General features: G+C 69.2%; 25 protein-coding genes. 11 read left to right on the top strand and 14 right to left on the bottom strand.

The features are described 5' to 3' along the window. Positions 1–70: 70 nt before the first annotated feature. Positions 71–2,596: a polysaccharide lyase family 8 super-sandwich domain-containing protein gene (locus ACIBGM_RS09790; RefSeq protein ID WP_396385080.1), complete on the top strand. Its 2,526-nt coding sequence runs from the start codon at positions 71–73 to the stop codon at positions 2,594–2,596. On the opposite strand, the gene ACIBGM_RS09785 is transcribed toward ACIBGM_RS09790, so the two are convergent. From ACIBGM_RS09785 to ACIBGM_RS09745, 9 genes are read right to left on the bottom strand one after another with little or no spacing between them, the layout of a single operon-like run. Continuing rightward, entirely contained in the window at positions 2,574–3,050 is a 477-nt protein-coding gene (locus ACIBGM_RS09785; RefSeq protein ID WP_360514526.1) for a MarR family transcriptional regulator, read from the bottom strand. The genes ACIBGM_RS09790 and ACIBGM_RS09785 overlap by 23 nt on opposite strands. Further along, on the bottom strand, positions 3,050–3,652 hold the full coding sequence (locus tag ACIBGM_RS09780; RefSeq protein ID WP_360514523.1) for a DJ-1/PfpI family protein: 603 nt from the start codon (positions 3,650–3,652) through the stop codon (positions 3,050–3,052). Before ACIBGM_RS09780 ends, ACIBGM_RS09785 begins: the two co-directional genes overlap by 1 nt. Positions 3,653–3,699: 47 nt before the next feature. After that, positions 3,700–4,092 carry a type II toxin-antitoxin system VapC family toxin gene (locus tag ACIBGM_RS09775; RefSeq protein ID WP_396385079.1) on the bottom strand — a complete coding sequence of 131 codons (393 nt, stop codon included), beginning with the start codon at positions 4,090–4,092 and terminating at the stop codon, positions 3,700–3,702. Next, a complete protein-coding gene (locus tag ACIBGM_RS09770) occupies positions 4,092–4,325 on the bottom strand; it encodes a hypothetical protein (protein WP_360514517.1) in 234 nt (77 codons plus the stop codon). The genes ACIBGM_RS09775 and ACIBGM_RS09770 overlap by 1 nt, the downstream gene beginning before the upstream one ends. Before the next feature lie 47 nt (positions 4,326–4,372). Then, on the bottom strand, positions 4,373–5,554 hold the full coding sequence (locus ACIBGM_RS09765; RefSeq protein ID WP_396385077.1) for an MFS transporter: 1,182 nt from the start codon (positions 5,552–5,554) through the stop codon (positions 4,373–4,375). Next, positions 5,551–6,576: a MerR family transcriptional regulator gene (locus tag ACIBGM_RS09760; RefSeq protein ID WP_360514511.1), complete on the bottom strand. Its 1,026-nt coding sequence runs from the start codon at positions 6,574–6,576 to the stop codon at positions 5,551–5,553. Before ACIBGM_RS09760 ends, ACIBGM_RS09765 begins: the two co-directional genes overlap by 4 nt. 33 nt (positions 6,577–6,609) lie before the next feature. Beyond that, positions 6,610–7,128, bottom strand: a complete 519-nt coding sequence (locus tag ACIBGM_RS09755; protein ID WP_360514508.1) for an AAA family ATPase — start codon at positions 7,126–7,128, stop codon at positions 6,610–6,612. Between the two features lie 14 nt (positions 7,129–7,142). Continuing rightward, entirely contained in the window at positions 7,143–8,300 is a 1,158-nt protein-coding gene (locus ACIBGM_RS09750; RefSeq protein WP_396385075.1) for an anhydro-N-acetylmuramic acid kinase, read from the bottom strand. 1 nt (position 8,301) lies between these two features. Beyond that, positions 8,302–9,597, bottom strand: coding sequence for an MFS transporter (locus ACIBGM_RS09745; protein ID WP_396385074.1), 1,296 nt, complete (start codon positions 9,595–9,597; stop codon positions 8,302–8,304). Positions 9,598–9,733: 136 nt separating this feature from the next. On the opposite strand from ACIBGM_RS09745, the gene ACIBGM_RS09740 reads away from it, so the two are divergent. The 3 genes from ACIBGM_RS09740 (at position 9,734) to ACIBGM_RS09730 (ending at position 12,660) form a co-directional block, all read left to right on the top strand. Next, on the top strand, positions 9,734–10,246 hold the full coding sequence (locus ACIBGM_RS09740; protein ID WP_360514499.1) for a SigE family RNA polymerase sigma factor: 513 nt from the start codon (positions 9,734–9,736) through the stop codon (positions 10,244–10,246). Beyond that, positions 10,243–11,601 carry a hypothetical protein gene (locus tag ACIBGM_RS09735; protein WP_396385073.1) on the top strand — a complete coding sequence of 453 codons (1,359 nt, stop codon included), beginning with the start codon at positions 10,243–10,245 and terminating at the stop codon, positions 11,599–11,601. The genes ACIBGM_RS09740 and ACIBGM_RS09735 overlap by 4 nt, the downstream gene beginning before the upstream one ends. A gap of 147 nt (positions 11,602–11,748) precedes the next feature. Beyond that, positions 11,749–12,660, top strand: a complete 912-nt coding sequence (locus tag ACIBGM_RS09730; protein ID WP_360514493.1) for an endo-beta-N-acetylglucosaminidase H — start codon at positions 11,749–11,751, stop codon at positions 12,658–12,660. On the opposite strand, the gene ACIBGM_RS09725 is transcribed toward ACIBGM_RS09730, so the two are convergent. After that, positions 12,657–13,178: a histidine phosphatase family protein gene (locus ACIBGM_RS09725; protein ID WP_396385072.1), complete on the bottom strand. Its 522-nt coding sequence runs from the start codon at positions 13,176–13,178 to the stop codon at positions 12,657–12,659. The genes ACIBGM_RS09730 and ACIBGM_RS09725 overlap by 4 nt on opposite strands. A 190-nt stretch (positions 13,179–13,368) precedes the next feature. On the opposite strand from ACIBGM_RS09725, the gene ACIBGM_RS09720 reads away from it, so the two are divergent. From ACIBGM_RS09720 to ACIBGM_RS09695, 6 genes are all read left to right on the top strand, one after another. Further along, positions 13,369–15,228, top strand: coding sequence for an acyl-CoA dehydrogenase (locus ACIBGM_RS09720; RefSeq protein ID WP_396385071.1), 1,860 nt, complete (start codon positions 13,369–13,371; stop codon positions 15,226–15,228). Between the two features lie 270 nt (positions 15,229–15,498). Then, positions 15,499–16,722 carry a hypothetical protein gene (locus ACIBGM_RS09715; RefSeq protein ID WP_396385069.1) on the top strand — a complete coding sequence of 408 codons (1,224 nt, stop codon included), beginning with the start codon at positions 15,499–15,501 and terminating at the stop codon, positions 16,720–16,722. Further along, positions 16,719–17,372 (top strand): hypothetical protein, encoded by a 654-nt coding sequence (locus tag ACIBGM_RS09710; RefSeq protein ID WP_396385068.1) that lies wholly within the window; start codon positions 16,719–16,721, stop codon positions 17,370–17,372. The genes ACIBGM_RS09715 and ACIBGM_RS09710 overlap by 4 nt, the downstream gene beginning before the upstream one ends. Further along, entirely contained in the window at positions 17,369–18,607 is a 1,239-nt protein-coding gene (locus ACIBGM_RS09705) for a hypothetical protein (protein ID WP_396385067.1), read from the top strand. The genes ACIBGM_RS09710 and ACIBGM_RS09705 overlap by 4 nt, the downstream gene beginning before the upstream one ends. A 129-nt stretch (positions 18,608–18,736) precedes the next feature. Then, on the top strand, positions 18,737–19,507 hold the full coding sequence (locus tag ACIBGM_RS09700) for a DUF4097 family beta strand repeat-containing protein (RefSeq protein ID WP_396385066.1): 771 nt from the start codon (positions 18,737–18,739) through the stop codon (positions 19,505–19,507). Positions 19,508–19,709: 202 nt separating this feature from the next. Continuing rightward, complete coding sequence (locus ACIBGM_RS09695; protein ID WP_360514471.1) at positions 19,710–19,958, top strand: DUF6458 family protein; 249 nt, start codon at positions 19,710–19,712, stop codon at positions 19,956–19,958. Here ACIBGM_RS09695 and ACIBGM_RS09690 read toward each other — a convergent pair. Further along, a complete protein-coding gene (locus tag ACIBGM_RS09690) occupies positions 19,948–21,732 on the bottom strand; it encodes an NHL domain-containing thioredoxin family protein (protein ID WP_396385065.1) in 1,785 nt (594 codons plus the stop codon). The genes ACIBGM_RS09695 and ACIBGM_RS09690 overlap by 11 nt on opposite strands. Before the next feature lie 79 nt (positions 21,733–21,811). On the opposite strand from ACIBGM_RS09690, the gene ACIBGM_RS09685 reads away from it, so the two are divergent. Then, on the top strand, positions 21,812–22,654 hold the full coding sequence (locus ACIBGM_RS09685) for a hypothetical protein (protein ID WP_396385064.1): 843 nt from the start codon (positions 21,812–21,814) through the stop codon (positions 22,652–22,654). On the opposite strand, the gene ACIBGM_RS09680 is transcribed toward ACIBGM_RS09685, so the two are convergent. From ACIBGM_RS09680 to ACIBGM_RS09670, 3 genes are all read right to left on the bottom strand, one after another. Further along, the gene (locus ACIBGM_RS09680; protein ID WP_360514462.1) at positions 22,655–24,289 is read right to left on the bottom strand and encodes a hypothetical protein; all 1,635 of its coding nucleotides are present in this window, start codon (positions 24,287–24,289) and stop codon (positions 22,655–22,657) included. Between the two features lie 133 nt (positions 24,290–24,422). Then, entirely contained in the window at positions 24,423–25,316 is an 894-nt protein-coding gene (locus ACIBGM_RS09675; protein WP_360514459.1) for a carbohydrate ABC transporter permease, read from the bottom strand. After that, positions 25,313–26,215, bottom strand: coding sequence for a sugar ABC transporter permease (locus ACIBGM_RS09670; protein ID WP_360514456.1), 903 nt, complete (start codon positions 26,213–26,215; stop codon positions 25,313–25,315). Before ACIBGM_RS09670 ends, ACIBGM_RS09675 begins: the two co-directional genes overlap by 4 nt. Positions 26,216–26,222: the final 7 nt, after the last annotated feature.

Below are 26,222 nucleotides of genomic sequence, written 5' to 3'. Positions count from 1 at the left end.
CTTGCCGAAGGATAGTTCCGGCTGATTGACTCCCGGGGTGAGGTTTTTCCCAACCGCTGAGGGAGTATCAGTGGACATCACCCGCCGCCGCCTGCTGTCGTTCGTGCCCGCCACCGCCCTGCTGACCGCGGTCAACCCTGCCCCAACCGCCCGCGCCACCGCGGGCGCGACGATGGCTGCCCTGGAGGCCGGCGCGAGCCAACTGCTCGCCAACGCGGTCGCGATCTATGCCGGTACGCCGGAGTCGAACGCCCGGCCCGAGGTCGCGGCGAAGCTCGCCAACCTCGACGCTACCGCCCGGACCTGGCTGGCCGCGATGGACAGAGCGCAGGCGAACGAGCTCTTCGCCGGCCTCGCGCTCGGGACCAGCGATCCGAACCTGAATGCGTCGTACCAGCACCTTTACGAGATCGCGCTCGCGACCAAGCGCCCCGGCCCGGCGTCCGACCTGCAGGGCAACGAGCAGGTGCGCGCCCGGGTCGCGGAGAAGCTCGCCTGGCTGCACGAGAACTACTACGGCGACCAGTCGAAGGGGTACTACGGCAACTGGTTCACGTGGGAGATCGGCATCTCCACCCACGTGTCGAAGACGCTCGCCCTGCTCGACGCGCCGGCCGCACTGGTCGCGCAGTACGTCCCCTCGATGGACGCCTACCTGCGCAACGGCAAGGACGGCGACGTCGACCTCGACTCGCGCTTCCACACCGGCGCGAACCTCGTCGACATCACCGCCAACCGGGTCCTGCAGGGCGCGCTGATGGGTGACGACGCGCGGATCCGGAAGGCGCTGCAGGACCAGTTCACCGTGTTCGCGACGATCGACCCGTACAACCTGCAGCACGGCGTGACCGACGGGTACTACGCGGACGGCTCGTTCATCCAGCACTCGTCCGTCGCGTACACCGGCTCGTACGGGAAGGGACTGCTCAGCCGGATCGTGCAGACCATCAAGGTGCTGGCCGGCACCGAGTACGCCCAGGGTGACGACCTGGTCGGCGTGGTCCAGGGCTGGGTCGAGCACGGGTTCGCGCCGCTGATCTTCGAGGGCTGGATGATGGAGATCGTCAAGGGCCGCGCGGTCTCCCGGACCGCCACCGGGTACGCCGACGTCGCGGTCGTGGTGGAGGCGATCGTCGACCTGGCCGACTACGCGACCGGCGCGGACGCCGCCCGGCTCAAGGCGTTCGCGAAGTTCACCGCGCAGCCGACGATCAACCCGGTCAGCTTCGTGTCGCCGGTCAGCATCGCCCGGTTCGCCGACCTCAAGGCCGACCCGGCGATCGTGCCGGCCGACCTCAACCCAGCGGCGAGCACCACGGCGTTCAACGCGATGGACCGGACCGTGCACCGGCGGCCCGGGTACGGGTTCGCGCTGGCCCGGAACTCGGAGCGGATCAGCAAGTACGAGTACATGAGCGGCGAGAACCTGCTGCCGTGGTTCCAGGGCGACGGCGCGCACTACCTCTACCTGGCCGGCCAGGACCAGACCCAGTCGTTCGGGATCGACTACTTCACAACGGTCTCGCCGTACGCGCTCGGTGGGGTGACCGCGCCGGTCGAGGCCCGCAAGTCGATCCCGGAGCTCTACGGGACGCCGTACTACGACAACCCGGACCACCCGCTGAACTTCACGCCGTCGAGCGAGTCGCAGAACAAGTACGTGTACTTCCCGGTCGGGACGAACGCGTACTCCGGCGGCGCGACGCTGGACGCCTACAGCGCGGTCGGGTGGGTCCAGTCGAGCGACTTCGCGTACGAGTCGCGTGACGAACTGCCCGACGACTTCGTGGTCTACCGCAACGCCGAGGCGACCAAGTCGTGGTTCATGCTCGACGACGAGATCGTCGTACTGGCTGCCGGCGTCACCGACGACACCCGCGCGGTGACGACGACGCTCGACACTCGAATCGCGGCTCCAGGGGATGCTGTGTCGATCACCGGCGTACGGCGGGATGGCCAGGCCTGGACCGGGAGGGGTACGACGGATCCGCGGTGGCTGCGGTACGCGAACGGCGGAACGTCGATCGGGTACTACTTCCTGCAGCCGAGTCAGGTGTCGGTCGGACTGGAGCAGGTGACGCGCAGCCGGCGAGTGGTGCGGAGGTCGAACCCGGACACCGCGGTGACCAAGCAGGTCTTCGGGCTGACGGTCGCGCAGCCGGCCGGGTCCAAGCAGTCACTGGCCTACGCTTTGGTGCCCAATGCAACAGAATCCGGGCTGCGCTCCTACCAGCACGGGCGTGTGGTCGTGCTGTCGAACACCCCACGGCTGCAGGCGATCACTCATCTCGGGCTGCGGCTGACCGGCGCCAACACCTTCGGTCCCGGGCGGCACAACCTGCCGGGGCTCACCATCGACGGGCCGGCGTCGGTGCTGCTGCAACGACACCAGGACCACGCGGTCACCGTCGCCGCGTCCGATCCGACCACCTCGCGCGACACGATCACGGTGAACCTGTGGGCGCACTACCTGCGTCCCGAGTCCCCGGTTGCCGATGTTCAGGTGGTGCGGACGGTGACCGGGACGCGGCTGACGTTCACCACGCATCACACGTACGGACGGAGCCTCGCGGTCAAGCTTCTTCCAGCTTGGTGATCAGGGCCTGCATGGTGGCGAGCGTCGTACGGAGCTCGTCGAGGTCGACGGTGGCGGCGAGCTTGTCGCCCCACGGATGCTGGGCGATCGAGATCTGCCGGATCGCCCAGTAGCCGGACTCGGTACAGGCGAGCAGCTTGGCGCGGCGGTGGGCCGGGTTCGGGCGGTATTCGGCCAGGCCGCGCTCGACCAGCAGGTCGGCGATCCGCTGCACGCCCTGCCGGCTGACGCCCATGATGCGGCCGACCTCCGCGACCGATCGCGGCTCGTCGAGGACGCCGCCGAGGACCTGCCACCACGCGGCGGTCAGCCCGCCGTGCGCGGCGAGGTCCTGGGCGGCCTCCATCAGTCGCGCGTTCAGCCGGAAGGTGGCCAGGACGACGTCCGTCAACAGCGCACCACCTTCCGACTGCGGATCCGGCCGCGGCCAGTCCTCGCGTGGTGGAACAGTCATCAGCCGACCAGAGCCGGGTACGACGACGGGTCGGCGCGGTGGAACACGCCTTCGTACGCGTCCAGCTTCTTCTCGTCCGCGAGTCCGAGCCGGCCGAGCGCCGCCCGCGCGAACTGCACCGGCGAATCCGGCCCAGCCGTGATCAGATCGCCGTCGACGACCGCACGCTCGTCCACGTAGTTGTCCCCGCCTTGGTAGCCGGTGGCCAACAGGTACTCCTTCACCGCGCTCGTGTGCTTGCGCTCGTCGAGCAGCCCCTCACGCGCCAGCCCGGCCGTAGCCCCACAGATCGCCGCCACCGGCACACCCGCCTCGAGGAACCGCCGCGCCAACTTCGCGAATGCGTCCCCCTGCCCCTCATCCCACAGCGCCGACCCAGCCAGCACCAGCAGATCCCCGTCCGCAGGCTCGACGTCTCCCAGCGCCACGTCCGGCACAACCCGCAACCCACCCATCGTGGTCACCGGCTCCGCTGTCTCCCCCACCGTCACAACCTCCCACTGCTCGCCGGTAAACCGCCCGGTCCGCAGCTCGACCAGCAGATGCCCGATCTCCCAGTCCGCCCACGTCTCGTAAACACCCACATACGCTGTCTTCGTCATAGACAACATGTTGTCATGACGGCAACATGTTGTCAATAGCTCCCGACTCAGGCAGGCATGTCGACGGGGAGTCCAGCGACGCGAGCCGCGTCGGCGAGGCGCTTGTCATAGGTGATGAAAGAGGTGAGCTGAGCACGGACTCGAAGAGCCGTCGCCAGGTGAATGGCATCGAGACTGCGGACGGTCGCGGGTTTCACGGTCTGTGCGAGGATCCGGATGCCGGCATCCAGTTCCAGCAGGTCGATCAGATCAAGGACCGGGGGGAGCCGGACCACTGCTGCAGGGGCATAGCGGGCCAACGCCCGGGACGACTCGACCTCCGCGAGGACCGAGCTTGTCCAGCCCGTTTCGGCTCGCTGGTCGAGCCAGTCGCGGAGCGCCTGCGACTCGGCTTCGGCGTGCACGAGCTTCACGATCGCCGCCGAGTCCAGATAGATCATCAGCGCTCGCCCTCGCGGGCACGCGCGATCTCCGCGGCGACGTCGATTCCATCGGGTTCACCGAGCGGCATCCGCAGTACGGCACGACGCATCGCAGCGGCGCGCTCCCTCCGCTGAGCGGCTTCCAGTACTGCCTGCCGAACAGCCGCCGAGCGTGAACTGCCGTCGTGAGTCAGAACGTCCAGCGCGTGCTCGGTCTCCGCGTCGGTCCTGATGGTGATGCTGTCTCCCATGAAGCCAATGTAAGACAAAGTGTCTTACATTGCCAGGCGCGCAGACCTCAGACCGCGGCGCCGCGTTGGGTTGTGGAGGTCAAGGCGAGGCGGGTGAGGGTCAGGCCGGCGAGGGCGGTGGTGGTGGCGCAGAGGGTGAGGGCTTGGTGGATGTTGAGGGCTGCCAGGAGGTTGGTGGAGGGGATCAGCGGGATGGTTTGGGCGAGGGATAGGAGGGACTGGAGTCGGGTCAAGTGGGTGCGGGGGGTGGCGCGGACGAAGACGGGGGCCAGGTGGGAGGTGAAGAGGCCTACGCCCAAGCCTTGGAGGAGTGCGGCTGCGGTGGCGAGCCAGGGGGATGGGGAGAGGGTCAGGGCGGTGATGCCTGCGGCGCCTAGTAGGCAGCCCAGGCCGGCGGTGAGGTTGGGGCGGGTTGAGGTGCCGCGGCGGGCTGCCACGAGGGTGACGAGGAGGCTGCCGGTGACGGTTGCGGCGACGATCAGGCCGGTTTGGGTGGCAGACCAGGCGTGAGCTCTTGCCAGAAGTGGGATGCAGAGGGACGTGACTGGCAGGACGAAGGCTGCGACTGCGGCGACCACGAGCAGGATGCTTCGCAGGGTCCGGTCCGACCAGGCGACACGGATGCCGTCGAGGGCGTCGCGGGCCACCGAACTACGGTCGGCTGACGGCTGCACGTCGTACGGCGGCTTGATCGCGAGGAGGACGCAGCACAGTACGGCGAAGGTTGCGGCGTCGATCGTGAGGGCGCCGGCCAGGCCGAGGGAGGCGACGAACAGGCCGCCGATCGGGCCGCCGGCGAGCCTGACGACTTGGTTGGCCGACGTACTCATGGCCATGGCCTTCGGCAGGTCGTCGTCGGTGACGAACAGGCGGGGCAGGGCGCCGGCGGCCGGCAGTGCGAAGGCGTCGACGGTGCCGATGACGGCTGCGGTCAGGATCAGCAGAGTGGCCGAGCTGCCCGCGAACGCCACGGCGGCGGCCAGGCCGAAGCAGCATGCGCCGACGATCGCCGAGCAACTGATGAGAACGCGGCGGGGACCCCAGCGGTCGCCGAGGACGCCGCCGAGCAGGAGGAGTACGGCGCGCGGCAAGGTGAACGCGGTCAGCACGAGCCCCGCGACGTGCGGGGCGATCCCGGTCGCCGCCCAGCCGAGCGCGAAGAACAGCGCGCTGTCGCCGAACGCCGAGAGTGTGGACCCTGCCAGCCAGCCGTAGTACGGCCGGTTCACCCGTCCAGCCGGACAGGCATCACCAGCGTGGTGAACGTGCCCTGGTCGGCCGAGCGTACGACGACCGGCCGGTCGGACGCCCCGATCTCGAGCAGCACGTCGGGCCCGACACTCGCCTCCAACGCGGCCGCGAGCAGGCCTGCGGTGAACCCAATCCGCGCCGACCCGGACCCGATCACGTCGAGCTTCACCTCACCGTCGATCCGCAACGCCACCGGATCGATGTCAAAGGCAACAACATCCCGCCCTTCCAGGGCCGCCCTCAACTCACCCCGATCCACCACGACCCGGCACGTCGGCGGCGTCAACCCGTCCAGAATCCCTTGGTACGCCGGATACTCGCCGGAAACCACCGTCAGCCGGCGCACATCCCCGTCCCGCGCGAGCTCCAACTCGTCACCTGCCAACTCGACCCGCACCTGGTCCCCGGCGGTCAACCACCGGATCAACTGAGTCAGCTCGGACGCCGGCACCAGCACACTCGTGGTCGCCCCGCTGAAGTCCACGGGTTGAACGGTCCGCACCGACAACCGATACCGATCGGTCGCCACCAACCGCACCTCGTCCGCGGTGAGCTCCAACCGCACGCACTCCAGCACCGCAAGTTCGGCCTTGGCATCAGGTGAAGCGGCGGCGGGGGTTACCTGGCGGATGGCGCTGGCCAGCTCGGGGGCGCCCAGGACGGCGACTGTGCGGTTGGCCAGGAGGGTGGACAGGAGGTGGTCGGCGGCGGCTCGGGTGGCGGTGGATTTGGCTTCGAGGGTGCGTAGGTGGGTTTGGATTTGGGCGGCCAGCTCGGCGGGGGTGGCGTCCAGGGCGGTGCGGACTTCGGGGAGCGGGAGGCCTATCTCGCGGAGGTTGCGAAGGAGGCGGGCCCGGGGCGCCTGGGACGGGGCGTAGTAGCGGTAGCCGTTGGTCTCGTCGACCTCGGCAGGCGGGAGGACACCGCAGTCGTCGTAGAAGCGCAGCGCGCTCGGCGCCAGGCCCACCAGCCGGGAGAACTCACTGATCGTCAACCTCATGCCGTGACCCTCAGCCCTGCACCAACTCGAAGGTCAACTTCGCAGCCGTCCCCACAACCCCAGCGTCTTCCCCAGCCGCTCGCCGCGGATCCAGTCCAGGATGCCCTTCGCCGACCGCTCCGGTGACACGTCACCACGAACCGAGCGCGGCACGTGCTTGCGGATCTCGACCGCGTCCGCGATCGCCTCCTCGATCTGCGCGTCGGGCCAGCCACGTCCGGCCAGCCGCTTCCGCCGTACGGCGTCCGGGCAGTCCAGATGCAGCCACCGGCCCTCCGGCAGCTCCGCCGGCAGCCCCGGCGTGAGCAACAGCACCGGGATCCCGGACCGGCGGATCAGCTCGGTGATCCGCAACCACAGCGCGTTGTACGCCGGCCAGATCGGCGCTGCGGTCGGAGCGGCGATGTCGATCCCCAGCAACCGTCCGTGATCGTCCAGCAACTCGTCCATGTCCATCACGACCATGTTGCCCGGACTCAACCGCACCAGTTCCGGCACCACCGTCGACTTCCCGGAACCGGGTGCACCCGTCACCACGAAGAGCCTTGTCACGAGACCAGTGTGAGTCAATCGATCGTGAGACTCATCGGGGGTCGCGCGTCTCCGGCCACAACCGGCAGTCCGCGCGCTCCCGGCGTGATCGACCCGAGCACACTCGGATGCCGCGCACCCGTGCAGCTCGGGACCGTCCCGCCCAGCCCGTTCACGGTCAGGAACCCGAGTACGGCGAACGCGTAGGCCTCCTTCGCCGCCGACGGCAACCCCAACTCGTCCGTACTGCGCACCGGCACCGACCCAAGCTCGGACGCCAGCATGTGCATGAGCACCGGGTTCCGGATCCCTCCCCCGGACGCGACCACCTCGGTCCCGCCGTACCGCCGTACGGCGTCCGCGACGGTCCGCGCGGTCAGCAGGGTCACCGTCGCGACCAGGTCGTCCGGCGGGACCTCCGACGACAACCCCTCGAGCGCCCGAGCCAGGTAGGCGAGGTTGAACAGCTCCTTGCCCGTGCTCTTCGGCGCCGACCGGCCGTAGTACGGCTCGGCCAGCAACCGCTTGAGCAGCTCCCCATGCACCCGGCCGCGCCCGGCCATCGCGCCGTCCACGTCGTACGGACGGCCGGTCAGCTCGGTCACGACCGCGTCGATCAGCGCGTTCGCCGGCCCGGTGTCGAACGCGACCGGCTCGCCGTGCACCACGGTGATGTTCGCGATTCCGCCGAGGTTCAACGCGATCGGCACACCGGGTCGCCCACGCAACCAGAGCACGTCGATGATGCTCACGAGCGGCGCACCTTGCCCACCGGCGGCGACGTCGCGGGCCCGCAGGTCCGACACCACCGTCGTTCCGGTCGCCTCAGCGATCCACGCCGGCTGGCCGAGCTGCAACGTGCCGCGGACGGTTCCGCCGTCGACCCAGTGGAACACCGTCTGACCGTGCGACACGATCAAGTCGGCGGACCCGCCGCAGAGTTGCTCCACCGCCTGCCGCGCGACGTCCGTGAACGCCTGCCCGATCCCGGTGTCCAGCCGGCACACCTGCTCCATCGACGTACTTGCCGGTGGCAACGACTCCGCGATCGCGGCCCGCAACTCCGCCGGATAGGGCTGGCTGAGCAGACCGAGTGGCGTCAGCACCAACCGGTCCCCGTCCAGCCGCAGGTCCGCGGCGGCCGCGTCGATCGCGTCGTACGACGTCCCGGACATCAGGCCGATGACTCGCATGTCAGTCCCGCAACTCCCGTCGGTGGTCGTCACCGCGCAACGTGAGCAGGGCGACCACGCTCACCGCGCAGGTCACGGCCACGTAGTACGCGGGGATGTCGATGTTCTTCGTCCGCTTGATCAGCTCGGTGATGATCAGCCCGGCGCAGCCGGAGAACACCGCGTTGGACAGCGAGTAGGCCAGCCCGAGACCGGTGTAGCGGGCCCGGGTCGGGAACATCTCCGCCAGCATCGCCGGCCCCGGACCGGCCATCAGCCCGACCACCAGACCGGCGACGAACACGGCCGCACCCTTGACCGCGGTCCCGGACTCCTTGTCCTGCAGCAGATTCATCAACGGGAACGCGAGTACGACGACCAGCGCCGCGCCGGTCACCATCACCGGCCGACGCCCGATCCGGTCGCTCAGCCGGCCGGCCGGCAGGATCGCCGCGGCGAACCCGGCGTTCGCCAGCACGGTCGCGACCAGCGCCTGCTGGAACGTCGCGTTCAGCGTGGCCTGCAGGTACGACGGCATCACCACGAGGAACGTGTATCCGGCGGCAGACCAGCCCATCAGCCGGCCGATGCCGAGCGCGATCGCCTTCGCGACCTCCCCGGCGCCGGCCGGGCGCGGCTCCTCCTGCTGGACCCTGGCGAAGTTCGGCGTCTCATCGAGCCGGAGCCGCAGCCACAACGCGACCAGGCCGAGTGGCAACGCGAGCAGGAACGGCACCCGCCAACCCCAGTCGGTCAGCGCCTCCTTGCTCAGCACGGTCGCCAGGATCGCTGCGAGTCCCGCGCCCGCGAGCAGTCCGAGGGCGACGGTGAACGACTGCCAAGCGCCGTACAGACCGCGCTTCGTCTTCGGCGCGAACTCGGTCATGATCGACACCGCGCCGCCGAACTCACCACCGGCCGACAACCCCTGCAGGGCCCGGACCAGCGTCAGCAACCAGGGCGCCGCGGCGCCGACGGTCGCGTACGTCGGCAGCAGGCCGATCAGCGTGGTCGACAGCGTCATCAGCAGCAGGACCAGGATCAGCGTCGGGCGCCGGCCGATCCGGTCGCCGACCCGGCCGAACACGGCGGCGCCGATCGGCCGGAAGAAGAACGCCAGCGCGAACGAGGCGTAGGTCTTGATCAGGCTCTCGGCGTCGCTGGTCGAGGTGCTGCTGAAGAAGTTCGCCGCGATCACGGTCGCGAAGAAGCCGTAGGCACCGAACTCGTACCACTCGACGAAGTTGCCGACCGTGCCGGCGACCAGGGACCGCCGGGTCCGCGGGTCGGCCACGGTCTGACCGGGTGTTGCGCTCATCGGGCCCTCCTAGGACACAGACCCCCCCGTAAGTTTTTCCCACCCCCACTGCTCATCTTCGTCCATAACTTCCCAGCCGCGCGACCCGTCATGCAACCTTCCGGGTGCCGCCGGTGTCTAGGTAGTACCAGACCAGATGACCGAGGAGGGGCGGATGGTCACCCGCGGTGACGATTTCGACGAGTTCGTCCGGGGCAGCTCGACCCGGCTGCTCCGGACCGCCGTACTGCTCACCGGCGACCGCGCGGCGGCCGAGGACCTCGTCCAGGAGACGTACGAGCGGGTGTACGTGCGCTGGCGGCGGATCCACAGCGCGCCCGAGGCCTACGCCCGCAAGACGCTCGCCAACCTCGCGGCGAACCGGTGGCGCAGCCGGGGCCGCAAACCGGAGCTGGCGCTCGTCGACCACGACGTCCCGACCCCGGACGGGACCGAGGACCTCGTCGTCCGCGACCAGCTGCTGACCGCACTCCAGGAGCTGCCGCCGCGGCAACGAGCGGTGGTCGTACTCCGGTACTACGAGGACCTCACCGAAGCGCAAACCGCCGAGGCGCTCGGGTGTTCCCTCGGCACTGTGAAGAGCCAGGCCTCCCGTGCTCTGGACCGGCTCCGCCTGATCACCGAACCAGCCCTGGAAGGACTCCGATGACCGAGACCGAACTCAAGCAGCGGCTGAGCGCCGGCGTCGACGACGTCGAAGCGCCCTCGGATCTGCTCGACCGGGCCCGCCTCGGTGGCGCCCGGCGGCTCCGCCGGCGCCGCTTCCTCGCGCTGACCGCCGGCACGCTCGCCGTGGCCGCCGTCGGCGGCGTCACCGTCACCGCGCCGGCCGTTCTGGACCGCCTGCAGGACCCGCCGGCCGCGTCGGCACCGGTCGCCGCCGATCTGTACAGCTTCCTGATGAAGACGCCGACCCGTGGCGACCTCGCGGACGACCAGGCCTACCTCGAGGAGGTCCTGACGGCATGGCGGACCAGCCACCGCAAGTCCCCCAACTACGACCGCGGCATCTTCGACCACCTGCAGGGCAACCCGCAGGTCTACTGGGCCGGCAACACCCCCGGCGGCCGGGTCGCGATCGTGGCCGAGCACTCCTACCTGCGGCACCACGACAACATCCAGCTCGACAAGGAGGGCGTCTACACCCTCGTCGGCTTCGTTGTCGACGGCAAAGATGGCAAGCCCACGATGCTGGCCGACAGCTACCCGGCTCCCGGCGCCGGACTGATGACCGGGATGGTGGCGACGAAGGGCGACACCAAGGCGCTCGTCGTCCTCGACACCGGCAAGAAGGCCGGCTGGTCGGCCGGCCGGACGCACGGCGAGGACGGCGGCACCAGCCGCGAGTACACCCCGCTGCAGTTCAAGGACGGCGTCAGCGTGGTCGAGCTTCCGCGAGACGCCGACCTTGCGGATCTCAGCATCAGCGGGCTGCCGGCCAACGGCGAGGCCTACCAGGGGATCGTGAACGGCGGCGTCGAAGCGGCGAAACCGGAGCAGAACCCCGACGATCGGCGACAGTGGAGCGACTTCACCGACCTGGAGACCTGGCCGATGACCGCCGGCGCGGACACGCTGGGCACGGTCGCGACGAACCGGTTCGAGACCGCCCTCGACGCCGTCACGGAGAAGAACTACTACACCCTCGGTCACTCGTTCTGGGTCGCGTACGGCGTGACCGCGAACGGCTCGTCGGTGTACATGGGCGAACAGCAGATCGACAACGACCCGACGCGCGTGTACGCCGTACTCGAGCCCAAGGCCGGCAAGCGCACCATCGTCCCCGGCGGCGTCCCGGACGGGAACTCGCCGCTGCCGGTGTCGGTCAGGCTGCCCGCCGGCCAGGGCTGGGCCGTCGCCCGCAAGGGCGCGAACCTCTCCTACCGGTACGACGGCGGCGCCTGGAGCACACCGCGCACGAACGCGGTCCTGGTGCCCGCCGGCGACAAGGCGGAGGTGAAGGTCGAGGCGAGCGGGACGACCGAGGTGGTGACGCTGCGCTGACGACCTCTTGACAGCGGGTTCGCGCCGATCGATGATCTTGCCTGCTATACCGGTTTATCTTCTCTCGCCGTCTGGGCATTCGGCCAGGCGGCGAGAGCGACTTAACCGATATAGCTGCATCCCGCCCCGATGACGAGGAGTCGATCGATGAGTGCACCGCTCATGCGCAGAAGGACCCTGTTGTCAGCCCTGGCCGCGACCACCGCCGCCGGAGCCGCCGTACCGGCCGCCGGCACCGCCTACGCCAGGCCGCGGCCGCGCGCGAAGACCGGACCGATCTCGGTGGTCTACATCGAGGTCAACAACGAGAGCATGACGAACGCCGCCAAGTACACGCTCAGCAAGGGCGGCGCCCAGGTGTTCGACGTCGCGATCATCTTCGCGGCGAACATCAACTACGACGGCACGAACGCCTACCTGCACTTCAACGAGAACGTGCAGAACGTGCTCGACAACGTGGCGACCCAGGTCCGGCCGCTGCAGCAGAAGGGCATCAAGGTCCTGCTGTCGATCCTCGGCAACCACCAGGGCGCAGGCTTCGCGAACTTCCCGTCCCAGCAGGCCGCCGACGCGTTCGCCCAGGAGCTGGCCGACGCGGTCAACCAGTACGGCCTGGACGGCATCGACTTCGACGACGAGTACGTCGAGTACGGCAACAACGGGACCGGCCAGCCGAACGACTTCTCGTTCGTCTACCTGGTCCAGGCGCTGCGCCAGAAGCTGCCGAACAAGCTCATCACGCTCTACGACATCGGCCCGGCGTCGGACCGGCTGAGCTACAACGGCGTGAGCATCGCGAACACCTTCGACTACGCCTGGAACCCGTGGTACGGCACCTGGATGGTCCCGAGCGGACCGAGCGACAAGGCCCGGCTCTCCCCCGCCGCCGTGTCGATCACCGCAACGAGCTCGTCCACCGCCGCCAGCCTCGCCCAGCGGACGGTCGACGAAGGGTACGGCGTCTTCCTCACCTACAACCTCACCTCGACGACCAGCGCGAGCTACATCTCGGCGTTCACCAACAAGCTCTACGGCAGCTCCGCCGTCTACATCCCCTAAAGCACGTACTCCCAGCCTGGTCGCCACTCGAACGGAGTGGCGACCAGGTCTTCGAGGGATGCCCGGCTGCCGAGCAAATGGTCGAGCGACCAGCGGTTCGCGGAGTGCGCGACGATCAGCACCACCTGGCCGTCGTACCAGCGTTTGAGGTCCTCGAGGAACGATCGGGTCAGCTCCATCACCTCCCAGTAGCTCTGCCCGCCCGGAAACGGGGTCTGCACCCGATTCGCCCGTGGCTCGAGCGAGCCGCGCGGCGCGCCGTTCAGCACGCCGTAGTTGCACTCGCGCAGTCGCCAGTCCTGGAAGTGCGGCGCCGCCAGGCCGGACGCCTCGACCGTCTGCACGGCCCGGCGCAGGTCGGAGCTGAACACGACGTCGACGTCCTTGCGGCGGGCGCCCAACTCGGCCGCCTCCCGCCGCCCCGCAGCGGAGAGCTCGCCGGGCAGCCAGCCGGTGGCGATGCCCTGCTCGTTGTCGAGCGTCGTCGAGTGCGTCTCGTAGACCAGCCTCAGCTTCACGGGACAAGTCTCCTGGATCACGTCCCGGACAAACTTCTTTGTCTTCGTTACCCACGGGTATATACTTAAGTTACTCGTGAGTACAACGCTGCCAAGAGGTAGGGGACCCCTGTGAGAGAGCGAAGCGATCGAACAAATATGCACAGCAGCCTCTGGCTCACGCCGCAGCCGAGCGAAGCGAGGTGAAGGCGTGAGCCACTACAAGTCGAATCTGCGGGACATCGAGTTCAACCTGCTCGAGGTCCTGGGCCGGGACGAGGTGCTCGGGCAGGGCCCGTACGCCGAGATGGACGTCGACACCGCCCGTGAGGTGCTGGCCGAGATCGACCGGCTGGCCAAGCACGAGCTGGCCGAGTCGTTCGCCGAGGCCGACCGCAACCCGCCGGTCTTCGACGCGGAGGCGCACGAGGTGCGGATGCCGGAGGCGTTCAAGAAGAGCTACCACGCCTACATGGACGCCGAGTGGTTCAAGCTGGAGCTGCCGGCCGAGCTGGGCGGCCAGCCGACGCCGCCGTCGCTGCGCTGGGCCGCCGCCGAGCTGGTGCTGGGCGCCAACCCGCCGGTGCACATGTACGCCGCCGGCCCCAACTTCGCGCACGTGCTCTGGCGCAACGGTGTGGACCGCGACAAGAAGATCGCGCACCACATCATCGAGCGCGGCTGGGGCGCCACCATGGTGCTGACCGAGCCGGACGCCGGCTCCGACGTGGGCGCCGGTCGGACCAAGGCCACCCTGCAGGACGACGGCAGCTGGCACATCGAGGGCGTTAAGCGGTTCATCACCTCGGGCGAGCACGACCTGACCGAGAACATCGTGCACCTGGTGCTGGCCCGGCCGCAGGGCGTCGAGGGCGTCGGCGGCCCGGGGACCAAGGGCCTGAGCCTGTTCGTCGTGCCGAAGCACCACTTCGACCTGGAGACGGGCGAGCTGACCGGGGAGCGCAACGGCGCCTTCGTCACGAACGTCGAGAAGAAGATGGGCATCAAGGTGTCCACCACCTGCGAGGTCACCTTCGGCGACGGGATCCCGGCCAAGGGCTGGCTGCTCGGCGAGGTGCACGACGGCATCGCGCAGATGTTCCAGGTGATCGAGTACGCGCGGATGATGGTCGGCACCAAGGCGATCGCGACCCTGTCCACCGGCTACCTGAACGCGCTCGAGTACGCCAAGGAGCGGGTCCAGGGCGCCGACCTGACCCAGCCGGCCAAGGACGCGCCGCGGGTCACCATCACCCACCACCCGGACGTCCGCCGCTCGCTGCTGACGCAGAAGGCGTACGCCGAGGCGCTGCGGGCGCTGGTGCTGTTCACGGCGACGTACCAGGACCGCGCCGAGCAGGCCCGGTACGCCGGTGAGCACGACGTCGTCGCCGAGGGTGTGAACGACCTGCTGCTGCCGCTGGTCAAGGGCTACGGCTCGGAGAAGTCGTGGACGCTGCTCGGCACCGAGTCGCTGCAGACCTTCGGCGGCTCCGGCTTCCTGCAGGACTACCCGATCGAGCAGTACGTCCGGGACGCCAAGATCGACACCCTGTACGAGGGCACCACGGCGATCCAGGGCCAGGACCTGTTCTTCCGCAAGATCATCAAGGACCAGGGCAAGGCACTGGGCCACCTGGCCGAGCAGATCCAGGGCTTCGTCGCCTCCGAGGCCGGCAATGGCCGGCTGAAGGAGGAGCGCGGGCTGCTGGCGAAGGGCCTGGAGGACACCCAGACGATCCTCGGGGTGATGGGCCAGGCGCTGATGGCGAGCAACCCGCAGGCGGAGAACGGCGACCCGCGCAACATCTACAAGGTCGGCCTGAACACCTCGCGGCTGCTGTACGTGCTGGGTGACGTGGTCTGCTCCTGGCTGATGCTGCGGCAGGCCGAGGTCGCGCTGGACCGGCTCGGCGGCGAGCTGTCCGCGGCCGAGCAGGACTTCTACACCGGCAAGGTGGCCGCGGCCCAGTGGTTCGTCCGGACCACGATGCCGTCGGTCCGCGCCGAGCGCGTCAAGGCCGAGCTCACCGACCTCGACGTGATGGACCTGCCGGAGTCCGCCTTCTGAGTTTCCCGGCTCCTCCGGCTCGATCACTCGCGCGGATCGGGCCGGAGGTCGGGCATTCCGGGGCAGATCGATCTGCCCCGGGTTGCCCCGCGATCTGCCCTGGTGAAGAAGCTCTCGACAGAGGAACGTTTCTGCCCGTGGCACCCAGCGACCCTGGCTCGGCTTCCCCTGTCCGAGCCAGGGCCGTGCCAGCTCGGAGTGGGGAACCTCTCGTCCACGGAGTGCGTCCGTGGTGCTGTGTCCACGTCAGGTCGTCGTACGCTGTGCGCGATGTTCGCCCGCCTGTGTCGCCTAGCCGCCCTGCTCGCCGTCCTGGCGTGCCTGCCTGTTGTCCCCGCGCGGGCCGCGACCCCGCAGCTCGCCGACCGGGTCGCCGCCGCCTGGCGGAACGACAAGATCTACGTCGACGAGCGGCTCCGCGCGATCCCCGAGCTGGACCGGGTCCGCGCGGCGGCGGCCACCGTCGACTTCGCCGTGTACGTCGCGATCGTGCCGCGGACGCCGTACACCCGGGCGAAGTCGAGCGACCTGATCACGCTGCTGCAGGCTCGCGTCGGGCAGCCAGGGCTGTACGTGGTGGCGACGGCCTCGGACAGCTACTGGTTCTTTACGGACGAGTTGTACCGGCCGGCCGGGCTGAAGGGCCGCAGCCTCACCCGGGTCCAGTTGGACGACGAGCGGTACCGCGACATCGTCGACGACCGGCCCGGTCCGCGGATCGTGCGGTCGATCCAGCAAGCCGCGACCGCGTACGACGGTCGCCCGTTGCCGGCGATCCCGGCCGCCGACCTGGAGCCGGAGCGTGAGGTGCGTCGGGGCAGGTCGGCCACCGACCTGGAGGACCTGTCCACGTTCATCGGCATGGGGGCCGGCGCGCTGGCCGGTTTCGCGCTGACGCTGTGGCTCGTCCTGCGCAGGCGCGGCGGGGGACGGGGCTCGAAGCCCGTCGCGGCCGGCGGCGAGCCGATGACCGTGGACAAGATGCAGTTCCGGGCGGACGACTGGATCGAGCGGGCGCAGCTGGCACTCGACCGGTTGGACAAGCGGCGCGGAAAGTCGGTGAAGGTGCTCGACCAGCGCGACGACGCCTACCGTCGCCTCGACGCGGCCCGCAAACTTCGGGATGGCGAGCCCGACGACCTGCTGTCCGTGACCGGCGCCTTCGTGCTGGCCCGCCAGGCCCAGCGGGGCGCGAGTGGAGCCCAGGTGCTGCCGCCGTGCTTCTTCGACCCGACCCACCGGTCCGGGACGATGACGGTCGAGTGGTCGGACGACATCGAGGTGCCCGCCTGCCAGGCCTGTGCGCGGATCGTCGGCAAGGGCGAGACGCCGTACGGTTTGCAGGTCTGGCAGCGGTCCGGCCTGCTGGGCCGCGAACACGTTCCCTACTGGACGCTGGACCCCGAGGACAACGTCATGGTCGCGACCGGCTTCGGCGCACTGTCCGACGACCTGCCCGAACGGGTCACCCGACTCCAGGACGGTGTCCGGTGAGGCGCCTGATCCTGTTGCTTGCAGCAACTGTTGTGTTCCTGTCCGGGACGGCGTGGGCCGCGGCCCCGGCGGATCCACGGATCACCGCGGCGACCGCCGCCTGGGCGACGCAGCCGCTGTACGTCGACCAGGACTTTGCGTCCGTGGTGGACGCGTCCCAGTCGGCGGAGCTGCTCCGCGCGATCGAGGCCGCGCCGGTCCCGGTGTACGTCGCCGTCGTACCGACCGGGGAGTGGTTCGAGGAGGAGGGCGACACCGAACTGCTGGCCGGCCGGCTCGCCGCCGCGCACGGCAAACCGGGCTTGTACGTCGTGATGGACAGCAACACGACGCACGGGGTCGAGCACGAGATCGCGGCCTGGGCGCCGTCCAGCGACTACGCGAAGGCGAAGCAATCGATGGGCAGTCAGCTCTCGGACTACCTCGCGGACGTCAAGAAGGACGACCGGTACGAGGCGAGGCCGGCCCGGACCCAGCCGCTGCCGCCGCGTCCGGAGACGACCTCGGAGCCCGAACGATTTACGGTCGGCGCCGCGATCGGCAACGGGATCGGCGGCGTCGTCCTCGGCCTGATGGGCGGCGCGCTGCTCGCCGGCGTCGTCCTCGCCATCGCGGCCACGGTGGCCCGACGACCTGGAGGAACCCGGTGAGAACCCGGCTGGCCCTGACCGTTCTGCTCACGCTGCTGGTGTCGCTGACCGCCGTCCCCGCGCGGGCCCAGACTCCGGCCGAGCGGGCGAAGGAGATCGCGACCGTGTTGGCGAAGACGCCGCTGTACGTCGACCCGGCGTACGACTCGGCCCTGCCGGACAACCTGCGCGAGGACGTGCTGGCGAAGGCGAACGCGCTCGGGTATCCGGTGTACTCGATCGTGTTGCCGTTGACACCCGGCGACGCGTTCCAGGGCAAGGAGCGCAGCGCCCTCACGCTGATCATCGACGCCCTCGACCGGCCAGGGTTGTACGTGGTCGTCGACGGCGGCGGGCGGTTCCCCTGGTACGAGGCGCACGAGTTGCCGCAACTGGACGACGACAAGCTCCGTGCGGTCCGGGAGCGGGCGCTCGACGACACCGGGTACGACGCGGGGCCGACCGAGGTGCTGGCCCGGATGTACGAGCTGCTGGCAGCTCCCGCGTTGCCGCCTGCCACGACCAAGCCGACCACCCCGCGGTCGTCGTCGCGGGATGATTCGGACGAGGAGTCGGTGGCCGGCACGGTAGTGCTGTTGGTCGGTCTGGGGATCGCCGCTCTGGTCGGGCTGGGCCTGGTCATCGGCCTGCGTAGGCCGGGCTCGCGACCACAGGACCGGCCACGGCGGGAGAAGCCGTTCAGCATCCCGCCGCACGTGGCCGCGACGGTGGCCGCCGAGCGACGCCGACGGCTGGCGGGCGAGACGGCTGTCGAGCTCACCACACTGGGCTCGGACCTGGCTGCGTTACCCGCCGCCGAGGGCGAGGGGCTGCGGCACCAGCAGGCGGCGCTCGACGCGCATCAGGCCGCCGGGAAGGTGCTCGACTCGTCGGAGGATCTCGTCGACGTGGTCGGCGCGATGGTGCTGCTGGACAAGGCACGGCGGGAGTACGACGCGGCCGTGGCGGTGGCGGCCGGGCGGAAGCAGGACGCCGTACCGGCGTTGTGTGCTTTCAACCCGCTGCACGGGCGGTCGTCGGGACGGCCGACCCAGGTGGAGGCCAACGGGACGACGTTGACGCTGCCGTTGTGCGGCGAGTGCCGGCGGGCGCTGAAGCAGGGCAAGGCGCCGGCCTCGCTGCCCGGTGCCGACGGTCCCTACTGGCACGGCCACGACCTGTGGGCGCGGACTTTCTTCGGCAGCATCGACGACGATCTCGCCGATGCGGTGTCGCGGGGCGAGTACCGGCGCTGACCTCAGGCGTCCCTGAGGTGTGGTTCAGGGACGCCTCGGGGGATCTGCCGGATCCTGCGCCACCGGCCCCCGGCCTACTGTCGAGCGGACAGGACGGCCGGTCGTGGCCGGGACTCGAAGGGGCGGATGATGGCGGAGACCAAGCAGCTCGGGGCAGTGCTTCTGGTGGCCGGGGCGGCCTTGGCATTCTGGCAGTTCGGGGACCGGGACTCGACCGACGACCACGAGCTCGGCGACCGGATCAGCACGGTCCAACTGGCCGCCGAGAGCTCCGACGTCACCATCAAGGTCTCCGACGGCGACAAGACGACCGTCCAGGAGAAGCGGCACTTCTGGTTCTGGAAGCACGGGGATGCCTACTCGGTCGAGGACGGCGTCCTGAAACTCGACGGCGACTGCGGCTGGCAGTGCAACGCCGACTTCGTGGTCACCGTCCCGCGCGGGACGAAGGTGACCGGCAAGAACGGCAGCGGCGACGTCTCGATCACCGGCGTCAGCGGGGTGGACGCGCAGTCGCGGTCCGGGACGATCGAGATCAGCGACGTGACCGGCGACGTGAAGCTCGACCTGACCTCGGGTGACGTGGTCGTGAAGGACCTGACCGGCAAGCTGGACGTCACCGCCACGTCGGGTGACATCGAGGCGTCCGGGTTGAAGGGCGGTCCGGTCACCGCCGAGACCACCTCGGGTGACCTCGAGCTCCAGTTGGCCGAGGCGAACGACGTCCGGGCGAAGGGCACCAGCAGCGACATCGAGGTGATCGCGCCGGTGGGCGGCTGGAACGTCAGCACCGAGACCCGCAGCGGCGACGTCGAGAACAACCTCGGCGACGACCCGAACGGCTCCCGCTCCATCACCGCCACCACCACCAGCGGCGACATCGAGCTGAAGACCAGGTAGAGCGTTTACGCACGGGTACCGAGTGTGCGTTCGGTGGTGTAACAGACATGCGTTGTGCATGGATTACACCGTGCGATCAGAGTAGTTTCGACGGTGAGGAAACACTTCACTAGGAGGCTCACATGAGTGAGCGAAGCGAGCTCATCAGAGAGCACAGCGCACCTCGTGTCTCATGGGCGCCCGGAGCGAAGCGAGGACGACCATGAGCATCGGTGTGGGGATCTTTCTGATGGTCGTTGGCGCCATCTTCGCCTTCGCCGTCCAGGACTCGTGGGACGCTGTCAACCTGACCGTGGTGGGCTACATCCTGATCCTCGCCGGACTGGCCGGGATCGTGCTCTCCTTCTACATCACCAACCGGCGCCGTCGGGTCGAGACCGACGCGATCGATCCGGCGATCGAGGAGGAGTACCGGGTGGTCGAGGAGCACCACCGCGACGTCAAGGAGTAGACGCTCCGGACAGCACCAGCTCGAGCCGCGTGGCACCGTCCGGGGTCACGCGGATCGGAACTCCCCAGTCCTGCCGGTGCATGTGACACGCGGGGAACTCGACTTCCGCTGAGTCGTCACACGACGCAGCCTGTACGGCGACATGCAGCACGCCGTCGCCGACCCGCTCATCGATCACGAGCCTGCGGGTGAGGTCCGTTGAGTCGCCCGTGCCTTCCCGGAGCAGGCTCTCCGGGGTCGACGACACGAGCAGCCGGGTCGACGGGCCGTAACGGTCGTCCAGCTTCTGCCCCGGCGGCGGCGTGAACACGACCTCGAGCGTGACCTCGCCGGGCGTGACGTCCATCGGTGGACGTTGTGTCCGGGTGCTGAACTCGTCCGCCGTCGCCGAGGCGCCGAGCGGGATCCGGGTCAGCCGGTGCGCGGCGGACTCGACCACCAGGAGTTCGTTGCCCACGACAACGGCACCGCTGGGCTCGGCCAGGCCGGTCGCCATCGTGTCGACCACCTCGGTGCGCGGGTCGAACCGTCGTACGGCGCCGTTGTAGGTGTCGGCGATCGCGATCGAGCCGTCCGGCAGGACGGTCACGCCGAGCGGGTGCTGCAGCAGGGCATCGCTCGCCTTGCCGTCGCGCAGGCCGAAGTCGAACAGCCCGGTGCCGACGGCCGTGTGCACCTCGGTGTCGATCCAGCGCAGCGCGGAGATCTCCGAGTCGGCCAGCCAGAGACAGTCGCCGTCGACGGCGAGCCCGCTGGTCTGCGCGAACCAGGCCTGGTCGAGCGCGCCGTCCCGCAGGCCCTCGTTGGTGGTGCCGGCGGCGACTTCGGTGACCTTGGCGAACGGGTCGAAGGTCCAGAGCTGGTGTACGCCGGCCATCGCGATCCACACCTTGTCCTGCCACCAGGCGACGTCCCACGGTGAGCTGAGGACGTCGGTGCCGTCGCCGTCCATCCACTGCTTGCCGGTGCCGACCAGGGTGGTGACGTGGCCGGTCTCCAGGTTGATCCCGCGGAGCGCGTGGTTCACGGTGTCGGCGACGACGACGTCGTACCCGAGCTCGGCGGCGACGTCGGCCGGTAGACGGGTGAGGCCGTTCGGCTCGGAGAAGGCCGCTTGGTCAGCGGGGCCGTCGGCGAATCCACGGTGGCCGGTGCCGAACCGGCGTACCACTGTGGTCGCGTCGGCGGCGAGCTCGACGATGCTGTGGTTGCCGGCGTCGGCGACCAGGAACCCGTTGTCCAGAGCAACCACCTTCGCCGGGAAGCGGAGGTCGGTGGGCTCGGGCGCCGGAGCGACGTACGGCGACTTGCCCCGCGTCAGCGTCCCCGCCTGCTCGTGCTCGGCGATCAGCTCCGCCAGCTGGGCGTCCAACGCATGGGCATGGCCCTCACCGGAGTACTGCGCGACGATGTAGCCGTTCGGATCCACGAGCACCAGCGTCGGCCAGGCCCGGGCGGTGTAGTTCTGCCAGGTGATCAGCTCCGGGTCGTCCAGCACCGGATGCCCCACCTCGTACCGCTCCACGGCGGCACGAACCGCCGCCTCCTCCCCTTCATGCGCGAACTTCGGCGAATGCACCCCCACGATCACCAGCGCATCCCCGTACTTCTCCTCCAACGGCCGCAACTCGTCCAGCACATGCAGGCAGTTGATGCAGCAGAACGTCCAGAAATCGAGGAGAAGGAAGCGCCCCCGGAAGTCCGAGAGCGACAACTCCCGCCCACCCGTGTTCAGCCACCCACGACCCTTGAGCTCCGGCGCACGCACATGCATGCCCCCATTCTCCGCCGGGGCTCAACTCGCACCGCGGTCGGCCCAGCATGCGACCCGGCGCCGCTGACAGAATGTCCCGGTGTCAGACCCGGACCAGACCGAGCAGCCGCCCACAGCTCCCCCGAAGCAACCCCGGTCGTCCTGGCTCAAGGACGGCAACCGGCTGGCCCTGGCCGCGCTGATCGTCGCCGTCGTCGTCCTCCTCGTCGGCGACGACCTGGTGTCGAGGGTCGGCGGCTGGATCAAGGGGACCCCGAGTCTCGACGAGCGCGTCCGCGCGGCCATCGAGGAGTGCCGGCAGGACGGTTTCGAGTGCAGGACCTCCAAGTCGATTGTGATCGCCAACGGCGCCGGTGAGCTGACCGCGGTCGGCGTCGACCTCGTCACCAAGGAGGAGCTGAGCAGCTCGGCGGGATCCGCCGTACTGGTCTTCGACAAGTCGGGTGAACTGCGCTGGAAGTCGCCGATCCAGTCGTTCCTGCCCGGGTACGGACTGACTGCGCTGGACACCGACGTGACCAACCACCTCTTCGTCAGCTTCGCGGTCACCAACCACAGCGGCATCGCGTGGGTGATCGACCCGTCAGCCACGCCGGTGCAGACCTTCGGCAGCGTCGGTGGCACCGGCCTGGTCGTCGATGCCTACGAGGAGCCGACCTTCGCCGGAGTACGTCGCCTGATCACCTACCGCGAAGGCTGGCCGGCCAACACCCGCAACCCGAGCACCAGTCGCGACGTGTTCGAGTGGAACGGACCGGCGTACGTTCACAAGGCCTGTGAAGTCGTCGGTCCGATCGATCAGAACGGACGACGTCAGGTGCTGCGCACCGTCCAGGCCGGCTCCGCCACGTGCCTGCGACCGGTCGGGAAGTACTCGGTCGACCTCGACGGCGAGCGGAAGCCGACCGCGGATCCGCCCTGATCAGCGCGGGAGGATGAGGGTGTCGGTGAGGAGTTTGGCGGTTTTGCGGAGGGTGGCGGGGGAGGAGGAGAGGTCGGTGGCGAGCGTGTAGGGGGTGAGGGGCTCGCCGGGGCCGACCAGGCGATGGCGGTGGGCGAGGAGCCAGACGATGGCTCTCGGCCAGGTGGAGAGGCGGGCTTTGGCGAGCAGGTCGGGGGCGTCGCGGACGAGGCGTTCGGCGATGTCGAAGGCGTCGGGGGCGTACGTCGTACCGAGGGTTTCGCCGGCCATCAGCCAGGCGTGCGGGGCGAGGACGGACAGGGTCGCGGCCTGGGACTTGTCGAGGCCGCGCAGGTCCGGCTGGGGTGGGGTGCCGAGGCCGGACAGCGCCCGGTAGGCGTCCTCGAGGTCGTTGGACGACTCGTCGAGGAAGACGCGTTCGCCCGGTTTGGAGCCGACCGGGTCGACCATGGCCGCGGCCTCCAGGGCCGGCGTCCACACGTCCACCGCGTCGACCGCCTCGTCGATCGCGTCCAGCGCCAGCTGGGTGCGGTCCCCCGCGAACTCCAGCCACGCCTTCACCACCACCGGCACCGCCTCGAAGTAGGTGCTGTCAGCAAGCACCTTGCGCGGCAGCCAGTGCGCCAGGAACAACTCCACCAGTACGGCGCTGACCCGCAGCGGACCGCCGACCGTGTGGTCCACCGCGTGGTCGATCCACAGCCGCGCGATGTCCGCGGCGTCGTCGGACAGCCCAACGGCGTAAGAGGACCTGAGGAACTCCTCGACCAGCTGCTCGCGCTGCTTCGGTGACAGCAACGGCCGGATCGGCGGGCGGATCGGGCGCTCCGGCAACTGGGTCAGCCGGTTCACCAGCAGGCCGGAGAAGAACTCGAAGTCCTCGGTCACCGGCGGGTCGTCGTAGTCGTTGGTCTCGCCGAGCGCCTGCAGGATGATGCCGGCCGCGGTCGGCGGCCGGACCGTCCGGATCGTCACCCGGCCACCGCGCTGGTACGCCTCGAGCACCCGGTCCACCGGCGGGCCGACGAACACGTCCTTGACGATCGCGCCGAGGTTGTTGTCGATGAACACCACCACGGTGTGCGGATGCTGCTCGTCGTCGTAGTCCAGCACGACGCTCAGCCCGTCGCCGGTGATGTCCTCGGAGACGATCGCGCTGGTCAGCCGGAACCCGGCGATCCGGGTCACCCACTCCGACACCCAGGGCTCGGTCCGCAACCGGGACAGGTGCGCACGCTGCAGCGGCAACCGCCCGGCCGGGCCGACCGTGCGGGCCAGACTCGTCAACAGGACAAAGGATTCCGGGTCGCGGCGCTCGCCGAGCACCCGGGCGGCGTCGGCCCAGAAGAACCGCTCCACCTCACCGATCTCGTCCGGCCGCCCGGCCGGCCACAGCTGGTCGGCAAGCATGGCGGCGGATCGCGCCACCGAGGCCTCCGCGATCACCGGGTGCAGGGCCCGCGGCGCGGCGGCGAGGTCGAGGGACAGCGTTTCCAGCAGGGTTTCCAGCACGGCGACACTCGGCGTGGTGTCGACGTCGACACCCGCTGTGGGTCCTGGGGGCGGAGCCGGGGTGGAACCGACCAGCCGCAGATGGCTTGGTCGTCCGTTCCGGCCTCGTGGTGACTTGGTCACGTCCGCGACATTACCGCCCAGCCCCAGTCCGCCGCAGGCCCCTGCGCGCGTCCTGTGGATAACTAGGTCGACACGCCGTCACCAGCCGACTGCGGCCCGTGTATCGAGTAGCACGGGCCGCAGACGCCGTACGTCAGCCCTTCAGGGCGCCTGCCATCAGGCCGCCGATGAACCAGCGGCCGAGCAGGATGTAGACGAGCAGGGTCGGGAACGACGTGATCAGCGCGCCCGCCATGCTGGCCGCGTAGTCGACCTTCTGCCCGCCCGCCAGCGCTGCCAGGCCCAGGGTGACCGGGCCGTTCTGCTGCGTGGTGAGGAACAGCGCGAACAGGAAGTCGTTCCAGACCGAGGTGAACTGCCAGATCAGCGTCACCACGAACCCGGAGATCGAGATCGGCAGGATGATCCGGCCGTAGGTCTGGACCAGACCGGCGCCGTCCACCCGGGCCGACTCGATGATCTCGTTCGGCACGATCGTGGCGTAGTAGTTCCGGAAGATCAGTGTGCAGATCGGGATGCCGTAGATGACGTGCGCGATGATCAGGGTCGGCACCCCGCGGGTGACGTCCAGCTCGGTGAACGTCGTCCGCAGCGGCAGCATCACCGCCTGGTAGGGGATGAACATCCCGAACAGGATGAACGCGAACACGATGTTCGCGCCCGGGAACCGCCAACGGGCCAGCACGAACCCGTTCATGGATCCGATCATCGACGAGATGATCGCGGCCGGGATCGCCAGCGACAGCGACCGGACCATGTACGGCTGCAGCACGTCCCAGGCCTTGCTCCACGGCTCCACCGTCCAGACCTGCGGCAGGTTCCACTGCGCGGCGGCGGTGGTGTCGCTGGACGTCTTGAAGCTGCCGACCACCACGACGTACACCGGGATGAGGACGAACAGCAGGAAGAACAGCAGCAACAGGTACTTGACCGATCGGCTGAGCCGGGTCGTCCCGTCGGCGCTGGTCCGTGGCTTCCGGCGAATCGCTGTCGCGGTGGTGCCGGTGGCCGCTTCCGTGGCGGTCATTCGTTGGACTCCTGCCGGACCGTGTACGCGACGTACGGAATGACGAGTACGGCGACGACCGCGAGCATCACGATCGCGATGGCGGCCGCCTTGGCCTGGTCGCCGCGCAGCAAGGTGTTCCACAGGTAGATCGAGGGCACCTCGGTGCGGAACTGGTTCGGCCCGGTGATCGCGTAGATCAGGTCGAACAGCTTCAGCGACATGTGGCCGAGGATGATCAGCGCCGACAGCGCGATCGGCGACAGCTGCGGGAAGAGCACGTGCCGGTACAGCTTGAACTCCGAGGCGCCGTCGACCCGCGCCGCCTCGCGCAACTCCGGCGGGATCCCCCGGAAGCCGGCCAGGAACAGCGCCATGATGTACCCGGACAGCTGCCAGACCGCCGGCAGCGCGATGGCCGCCATCGTGGTCCATCTGCTCCCGGCGGTCCACCAGGAATTCTCCAGGAAGTTCAGCTGGAGTAGATGGAACAGCCGGTTCAGCCCGCGGGCGTCGTCACCCTGGGACGGGTTCAGCAGCCAGCCCCAGACGACCCCCGAGGCGATCATCGAGATCGCCATCGGGAACAGGAAGATCGACCGGAACACGCCCTCGCCGGTGACCCCCTTCTCCAGCAGCAGCGCCCAGATCAGGCCGAAGATCAGCGTGCCCACGATGAACAGCACCGTGAGCACGCCGAGGTTCTTCAGCGAGTTGAGGAACCGGTCCTCGTTGAACAGGTTCGTGTAGTTCTCGAACCCGACGTAGTCGACCGAGCCGCCTCGGCGCGCGGTGTGCCGGTCGGTCATCGACGTGTTGAACGTCCACGCGATCAGCCCGTACACGAAGTACCCGAGCAGCAACACAGTCGGCAGCAGCACCAGGGCTCCAGGACCCCAGGTGCGAATTCTCCCGTGCATGCTCAGC

It is taken from the genome of Kribbella sp. NPDC050470 (assembly GCF_044458365.1).
GTDB lineage: Bacteria > Actinomycetota > Actinomycetes > Propionibacteriales > Kribbellaceae > Kribbella.
Note: the sequence above shows the minus strand (reverse complement) of the source record. Positions and strands in the feature narration are given on the sequence as shown.